The organism is Streptomyces sp. CNX435 (genome assembly GCF_059570575.1).
The window spans coordinates 1-7291 of record NZ_JCANTA010000053.1; the positions used below are offsets into that span (position 1 = coordinate 1).

Here is a 7291-nt window from a genome sequence, read left to right on the forward strand (position 1 = left end):
CAATACCGGTAACTTTGGGGGGGTTCAGTCGTTGTTGGTGGTGTGCCGAGAGCTGGTCAACTGAAGTCATCTGGTGAGCGGTTGTCCGACCGAGTCGCGGTCGGGGTGCTGACCCAGGCGTTTCCTCAGTCTCTTGTGGACGAGGTGTTGGCGGAGACGGGTCGGGTGCAGCAGCGGAACCGGCTGTTGCCGGCCCGGTTGGTGGTCTACTTCGTGTTGGCGATGTGCCTGTTTTCCGGGCAGAGCTATGAGGAGGTCGCCCGGCTGCTGACCGCGGGTTTGCAGGGTGCGCGGCGTTGGCGTACATCGTGGGTGGTGCCGAGTACGGCGGCGATCTGGAAGGCCAGGTCCCGGCTGGGGGTAGCGCCGTTGCGGCAGTTGTTCGCGCGGGTGTGTCGTCCGGTTGCCACACCGGACACTCAGGGCGCCTTCTACCGCGACTGGCGGCTGACCGCGATCGACGGCACCACTTTCGACCTGCCCGACACGAAAGCGAACGTGGAGGCGTTCGGCCGTCCGCCCCGCTCCGGGCGCGGTGAAAAGGACGTCGGTTACCCGCAGTTGCGCATGGTCGGTCTGGTGGAGTGCGGCACTCACGCCGTCTTCGACGCCGCGCTCGCAGCTCTTCGCACCGGAGAGCAGACTCTGGCCCGGGCGGTCCTGGGGTCCCTGCGGCCGGGGATGCTGCTGCTGGCCGACCGCGGCTTCTACAGCGTGGACCTGTGGCGCAAGGCCGCGGCCAGGGGGGCGGACCTGCTGTGGCGAGTCCGCAAAGACCTCGTACTGCCGGTGGTCGAGCAACTGCCGGACGGCTCGTATCTCACTGAGATCTTCGACCGCACCGACATCCACCACACCCGTCGCGGGGTACCGGTACGCGCGGTGGAATACACCATCGCCGGCCGTGAGGGCACCTACCGGCTCATCACCACGATCCTCGACCCGGACAAAGCCCCTGCCGCGGAACTGGCCGCCCTCTACGCCCAGCGGTGGGAGTTCGAATCCACCCTCGACGAGATCAAAACCCACCTGGGCGGATCGCACCTGGTACTGCGTTCGCAGCACCCTGACGGGGCCGAGCAGGAACTCTACGGCTTCCTGCTCGTCCACCACGCCATCCGGCACCTGATGCACCAGGCCGCACGACAAGCCGACCGGGACCCCGACCGGATCTCCTTCACCCGCTCACTGCGCGTCGTGCGCCGCCAGGTCACAGACCAGGCGGCGTTTTCCCCCCGGCCGCCTCGCCCACGCGGTCAAAGCCACCCACGCTGAACTCCTCGAACGCCTCCTGCCACCACGACGCCGCCGGAGCAACCCCCGCGTCATCAAACGCAAAGTCGCCAACTGGCCCCTCAAACGCGCTGCCCACCGCGTCGCAGACCGCCCACGTGTGCCGGCCGTCACCATCATCGACGCCACCAAACCCAAACGGGTCAGACGCACACCAAAGCCGTAAGTTACCGGTATTGGCCCTAGGCCGGCCTGCGGCCGTGGTTGGCCTTGCCCTTGCGGGTACGCCACTTGCGCTTGCGCGTCTTCTTCGACATGTCCAGGTCATACCGGAGTGCACGGAATACGTCCAGGCTCCGCGCAGCCCTCCCCCCACGGGGCGGGCCGTTCGGCACCGCGTACCCTCGTAGTTCGTGAATACGCGCACCGAAGCGGCGGGTCCGGCCCCGGCCGGGACCCCCACCCGGCCGGGCGCGGTGGTGTGCGCCGTGCGCGATCTCGTGAAGACCTACCCCGCCTCCCGCGAGAAGCGGGCGCGGCGCTCCGCGGGGCGCAGGTCCGGCCGTACGGGCCCGGCGGCGTCCGCGACCGCCGCCGGCTCCGACGCCGCCGGCGCACCCCCCGCCGGGCCCGTACGGGCCTGCGACGGCGTCGGCCTCGACATCCACGCCGGCGAGATCTTCGGCCTGCTCGGCCCCAACGGCGCCGGCAAGTCCACCCTCGTACGCCAGCTCACCGGCCTGCTGCGGCCCGACTCCGGCGGCATCGAGCTGTTCGGCCACGACCTCGTGCGCCGCCCCGAGCTGGCCGCCCGGCTGCTGGCGTACCTCGGCCAGGAGTCCACGGCGCTCGACGACCTGACCGTGGCGCTGGCCGCCGAGACCACCGCCCGGCTGCGCGGCCTGCCCGCGACCGCGGCGCGCGCCGAACGCGACGCGGTGCTCGACGAACTGGGCCTCGCCCGCCTCGCCGACCGCCCGTTGCGCCGGCTCTCCGGCGGCGAGCGGCGGCTGGCGTGCGTGGCGGCGGCGCTGGTCGGCGAGCGCCCGCTGCTGGTGCTGGACGAGCCCACGACCGCGATGGACCCGGTCGCCCGCCGCGCCGTGTGGGCGGCGATCGACCGGCGCCGGACCGAGCGCGGCGCGACGGTGCTGCTCGTCACGCACAACGTCATCGAGGCCGAGACCGTGCTCGACCGGGTCGCGGTGCTCGACCGCGGCAGGGTCATCGCCTGCGACTCCCCCGCCGGGCTGAAGGCCCTGGTGGGCGGGGAGGTACGGGTGGACCTCGTCTGGCGCGACGAGCCGCCGCTCGACGTGCCGCAGATCGCGGAGCTGGCCCGCACCGCCCGCCGCACGGGCCGGCGCTGGACGCTGCGGCTGCCGGAGGACGCGGCGCGCGCCGCGGTGGCGGCGGTGACGGGCGGGCCCGCGTTCGCCGAACTGGACGACTTCACGCTGACGACGCCGAGCCTGGAGGACGTGTACCTGGCCCTCGGCGGGCGGGACGAGGGACTGGTGAAGGCATGACGGACGGACATCTCGGCCTCGCGCAGGCCCCGCCCGACGGCTCCGGGCCGCCGGCGGCGGGATCCGCGGCGGCGGGATCGGCAGTGGCCGGGCCCGGGGCCGCGAACGGGTCCGGCGCCGCGAAGGACACCGCCGCGTCGAACGGGACCGCCACCGCGAACGGGAATGCCACCGCGAACGGGACCGCCGCCACGAACAGGACCGCCGTGTCGAACGGAACCGCCGCCGGAACCGCCGACGGCTCGCCCCGGCCCGCGACCACGTCCGCCGCCCCCGCCGCCGATCCCCCGGAGCCCGCTCCCACCGCAGAGCCCATCGAGCCCGCGGAACCCGCCGCCGCCGCACTCGCCCCCCGGGTCCCGCTCTTCCCCGCGCTCGCCGCCGTCTACCGCGCCCAGCTCTCCCGCGCCAGGGTCGCCCGGCTGCCGCTGCTCTTCGTCGCCACCTTCCAGTCCATAGGGATCATGGTCCTGATGCGCGGCGTGGTGGACGCCGAGGCGCGCAGCTCCGAGGCCCACGCCGTGGTCGCCGGGTCGACGGTGCTGGTCGTGGCGTTCGTGGCGCTGAACCTGCTGGCGCAGTACTTCGGCCAGCTGCGCGCGACCGGCGGCCTCGACCACTACGCGACGCTCCCGGTGCCGCCGGCCGCCGTGGTGCTGGGAGCGGTCGGCGCGTACGCCTCGTTCACCGTGCCCGGCACGGTCGTCACGGCCGTGACGGGCAGCCTCCTCTTCGAGCTGCCGCTGACGCACCTGTGGATCCTCGTCGCCGTCGTCCCGCTGTCCGGCGCCGCGCTGGCCGGCCTCGGGGCGGTGCTCGGGCTGCTCGCGCCGCGGGCGGAGCTGGCGACGCTCTGCGGCCAGCTGGGCATGTCGGCGGCGCTGCTGCTCGGCGTGCTGCCCGCGGAGCGGATGCCCGGACCGGTGTCCTTCGCCCGCGACCTGCTGCCGTCGACGTACGGCGTGGAGGCGCTGATGGAGACGTTCGCGTCGGGCCCCGACTGGGCCGCGGTCCTCGCCGACCTGGGGGTTTGCGCCGGGGTCGGAGTGCCGGCGCTGGCGGCGGCGACGTGGGCGTACCGCAGGGCGGCGCTGCGCTCGTGAGGGACGGCGGTCACGGCGACATTCCGAACGACCGTCCTGGTTACGGCGGGCAGCCCCGGCCCTGGCACGATGACGGGGTGACCGCTCCCCTGACACCGCACGAGCAGCCGCCGCACGAGCAGCCGGCCCACAACCCCTGGCACTACCCGTCCGCCCCCGGCGAGGCGGCGGGCGGGAGACACCCCGGGAAACCGGGGGGCGACGACACCGACCTCGGCGCGGAGGTGTGGCACGCGTTCCTGCTCCTGGTGGGCGTGGCGGTGCTGGGCCTGCTGCTGGGCTTCCTGTGGGAGCAGCTGGCGCCGCGGGTGCCGCTGGTGGCGCGCGGGGGCGACGCCTGGCTGAAGCAGAGCGAGAGCGAGGACGCCATCTCCATCGACGGCACGTTCGCGCTGCTGGGGCTGGCGTTCGGCGCGGTGACGGCCCTGGCGGTGTTCCTGTGGCGGCGCCGCGGCGGGCTGCCGCTGGTCCTGGGGCTGGCGGTGGGTGCGCTGCTCGGGGGGGTGCTGGCCTGGCGGTTCGGCGTCTGGCTGGGCCCGTCGGACGACGTGGGGCAGCGGGCCAAGGAGGCCGGCGAGGGCGGCGTCTTCGACGCGCCGCTGGAGCTGAAGGCCAAGGGCGCGCTGCTGGCGTGGCCGGCGGCGGCGATGGCGGTGCACCTGGTGCTGACCGGGCTGTTCGGGCCGCGTGACCAGGAGCCGCAGGTGCCCCCGCCGCCGACGGGCGGCTGGCCGGGCTGGGGCTCGCCGACCCGCTGAGGCTACGACTCCGGCTTCGCCGCCTGCGCGTGCTCGGCGGCCGAGCTGACGTCCACCTCGCGCCAGAACCCGGCCCGGATCGCGTACCGGTCGCGCTCGTCGATCTGGTCGTCCTTGTGCGCCAGCAGCCCGAAGCGGGCGGCGTAGCGCAGCAGCTCGCCGTCGATGCGGTGCGGGATGCGCGGGTACTGGCCGGCCAGCAGCCGCAGCTTCGCCTGGTCCGCCAGCCGCTCCATCCAGCGCCGGGCGAAGACCTGGCCCACCTCGAAGGGGTCGCCGCCGATGACGGTGATGTCCTCCTCGCGGTCCGCCCAGCGCTGCTCCGCCGTGGTGAGCTGGGCGAGCGTGGGCAGCCCGGCGACGTCCGCCGGCTCCGCGCCCGGCCGCTCCACCCAGCCGCGGTCGGACGACCAGCGCAGGGTGGCGCTGCCCACGGGGTGCCCGGGGCGGCCCTCGGGCGTGGCGGGGCGGCCCAGGCTCGCGAGGTCCTTCGGGGTGGGTACGCCGCCCTTGGCGCCGGGGTCGTCCACGTCGTCGGGTACGGCGTCGGGCGCCGCGGCACCGTCGTCAACGGCGTGGCGCCGCTCGGTGACCGGGTCGGCCGGCGCGGTGCCGTTGGCGACGGTCTGCTTGCCGGCGACGGAGGACTCCGAGGGCGGCGCGGAGAGGATCGCGGCGATCTCGGGGCGGGGCACGGGGCTGGGGGCGCAGATGCCGGTGAGGTCCTTGGCCCGCATGGCGCGGGTGATCCAGGCCCGGTCGAGCACGCGCCGCTCGTCGGCCTCGGCGACGAGGTCCTCGGACTGGTTGTAGTCGCCGTCGGCGGCCTGGACCGCCCAGAGGTGCACGGCGACACCGTGCTCCTTCGCGGACATCATCCCCGGCAGCAGGTCGCCGTCGCCGGTGACGAGTACGACGTCGGCGCAGGCGCGGTTGCGGGCCAGCTCGGTCAGCTCCGCGTGCATCGCGGCGTCGACGCCCTTCTGCGCCCAGCGGCCGTCGCTGCGGGTGAGCGCGCCGAGGCGGACGGTGACGCGGGACATCACGCGCAGCCGCCGGTGTTCCGGCTGCGGTACGCGGTCGGGGGCGCCGTCGAACCAGTAGATCCGCAGCAGCCGCTGCCCGGTATCGGCTTCGGCCTGGTCCCGCAGCCCCTGGATGAGCGCGGGGTGGTCGACGGTGATCCGGGAGCGGGCGGGTTCTCCGGCGAGCAGGCTCGCGGCGGCGCCCAGCAGGTAGCCGGCGTCCACCAGGACGACGCAGCGGTCCACGATTCACCCTCTTCTCAGCCGGTTCCGGGCCGGTGCCGCGGAGTTCATGTCGGGTTGCCTTCGAGTCTGCCCCACTGAGGGGTGGTTAACAGCAGGGCATCGATCATCGGCGTGGCGGACACCGCTGCCCGGCCGTGAACAGCGCGTACTACGCACGGTAATTATCCGACATGCGAGGCATCTCAGGCTGTGCGAAGGTGATCTCCGCGGGGGACCGCGCCTGAAAAGGATCAGTGATGGGTAAGCGCAAGAACCGCGAGAAAAAGCAGCAACAGCACTCCCACCGGGACAAGTACGCCGGGTCGCCGGCAGGCATACCGAACCGCGGGCGTCGGCAGTCCCTCGACGAGGTCCCGCCCGGAGACGACACCCGCGCCGACACACCCGTGGACGACTTCGAGCAGCGCCCCGGGCTCGGGGAGCGGTGAGCCGCCATGAGCCGTAGGAACAGGAACCGCCAGAACGAACGCGCCGCCGCCCCGCGGCAAGAACGCGGCGCGGAGACGGACTCCTCCGCTCCCGCCGGCGGGCCTCCGCCCGACCAGGTCAGCGAGGCCGTGAACCCCGGCTCCGGCGGTCACAAGACCCAGAAGCACAAAGAGAAGCGCTTCGGGCACAACTGAGCCCCGCCCGGCGGGCGCGCCCCCCGCGGGCGCGCCCGCCGCCCGATCCGCGGACCGGGGCCGCCCCCGGCCCGGCGGCGCGCCTGTCAGCCCGCCAGACAGGACGGCCCGAGCAGGGCCTTCAGATCGCCGAAGAGCGCCGGGTCCGACGTCACCCGGTGCCGGTCGAGGCGAAGCACGGTGGTGGTGCGGGAGCCCTGGAGCTTCACCCGCACCTCCGTGCCGCCCCGGTGCTGCGAGAGCACCTCGCCCAGCTTCTCCACCAGCGGCGGGGTGACCTTGACCGTCGGGATCGTGATCGTCACCGGCGCGTTGGCGGACACCTCGGACAGGTCGGGGACGGCGAGTTCCATGGCGACCAGCCTGGGCACGTCCTCGCGCTTGTCGAGCCGTCCCTTGACGAAGACGATGGCGTCCTCGACGAGTTGGGTGGAGACCAGCTGGTAGGTGGCGGGGAAGAACATGCAGTCGATGGAGCCGCCGAGGTCCTCCACGGTGGCGATGGCCCAGGCGTTGCCCTGCTTGGTCATCTTGCGCTGGAGGCCGGAGATGATGCCGCCGATGGTGACGATGGCGCCGTCGGCGTGGTCGCCGCCGTTGAGCGCGGCGATGGAGGCGTCGGCCTTGTCGCCCAGGACGTGCTCGATGCCGAACAGCGGGTGGTCGGAGACGTAGAGGCCGAGCATCTCCCGCTCCTGCGCGAGGAGGTACGACTTCTCCCACTCCTCGTCCGCGAACTGCACGTCCAGCCCGAAACCCGGCTCGTCCGCCGCC

Annotated in this window: 8 protein-coding genes; 6 read left to right on the top strand and 2 right to left on the bottom strand. The window is 73.6% G+C overall.

The genetic code is table 11. The annotated features are described in order from the left end of the window. The first annotated feature begins 42 nt into the window (after positions 1-42). The 4 genes from T328_RS35740 to T328_RS35755 all read left to right on the top strand — a co-directional run bounded on the left by T328_RS35740 (position 43) and on the right by T328_RS35755 (position 4623). The gene (locus T328_RS35740) at positions 43-1275 is read left to right on the top strand and encodes an IS4 family transposase (protein ID WP_496496366.1); all 1233 of its coding nucleotides are present in this window, start codon (positions 43-45) and stop codon (positions 1273-1275) included. A 446-nt stretch (positions 1276-1721) separates the two neighbouring features. Continuing rightward, complete coding sequence (locus T328_RS35745; RefSeq protein WP_496500443.1) at positions 1722-2762, top strand: ABC transporter ATP-binding protein; 1041 nt, start codon at positions 1722-1724, stop codon at positions 2760-2762. A 314-nt stretch (positions 2763-3076) separates the two neighbouring features. Then, on the top strand, positions 3077-3865 hold the full coding sequence (locus T328_RS35750) for an ABC transporter permease (RefSeq protein WP_496500444.1): 789 nt from the start codon (positions 3077-3079) through the stop codon (positions 3863-3865). A 77-nt stretch (positions 3866-3942) separates the two neighbouring features. Beyond that, entirely contained in the window at positions 3943-4623 is a 681-nt protein-coding gene (locus T328_RS35755) for a hypothetical protein (protein ID WP_496500438.1), read from the top strand. Positions 4624-4625: 2 nt separating this feature from the next. Here T328_RS35755 and T328_RS35760 read toward each other — a convergent pair whose 3' ends face one another. Beyond that, positions 4626-5894: an NYN domain-containing protein gene (locus tag T328_RS35760; protein ID WP_496500439.1), complete on the bottom strand. Its 1269-nt coding sequence runs from the start codon at positions 5892-5894 to the stop codon at positions 4626-4628. A 236-nt stretch (positions 5895-6130) separates the two neighbouring features. On the opposite strand from T328_RS35760, the gene T328_RS35765 reads away from it, so the two are divergent. Both T328_RS35765 and T328_RS35770 read left to right on the top strand, forming a co-directional pair. Next, on the top strand, positions 6131-6322 hold the full coding sequence (locus T328_RS35765) for a hypothetical protein (protein WP_496500440.1): 192 nt from the start codon (positions 6131-6133) through the stop codon (positions 6320-6322). Between the two features lie 6 nt (positions 6323-6328). Next, complete coding sequence (locus T328_RS35770) at positions 6329-6517, top strand: hypothetical protein (RefSeq protein ID WP_496500441.1); 189 nt, start codon at positions 6329-6331, stop codon at positions 6515-6517. 86 nt (positions 6518-6603) lie between these two features. Here the strand turns inward: T328_RS35770 and T328_RS35775 are convergent. Beyond that, positions 6604-7291: OB-fold nucleic acid binding domain-containing protein (locus T328_RS35775; protein WP_496500442.1), on the bottom strand; the 688-nt coding region annotated here is incomplete at its 5' end.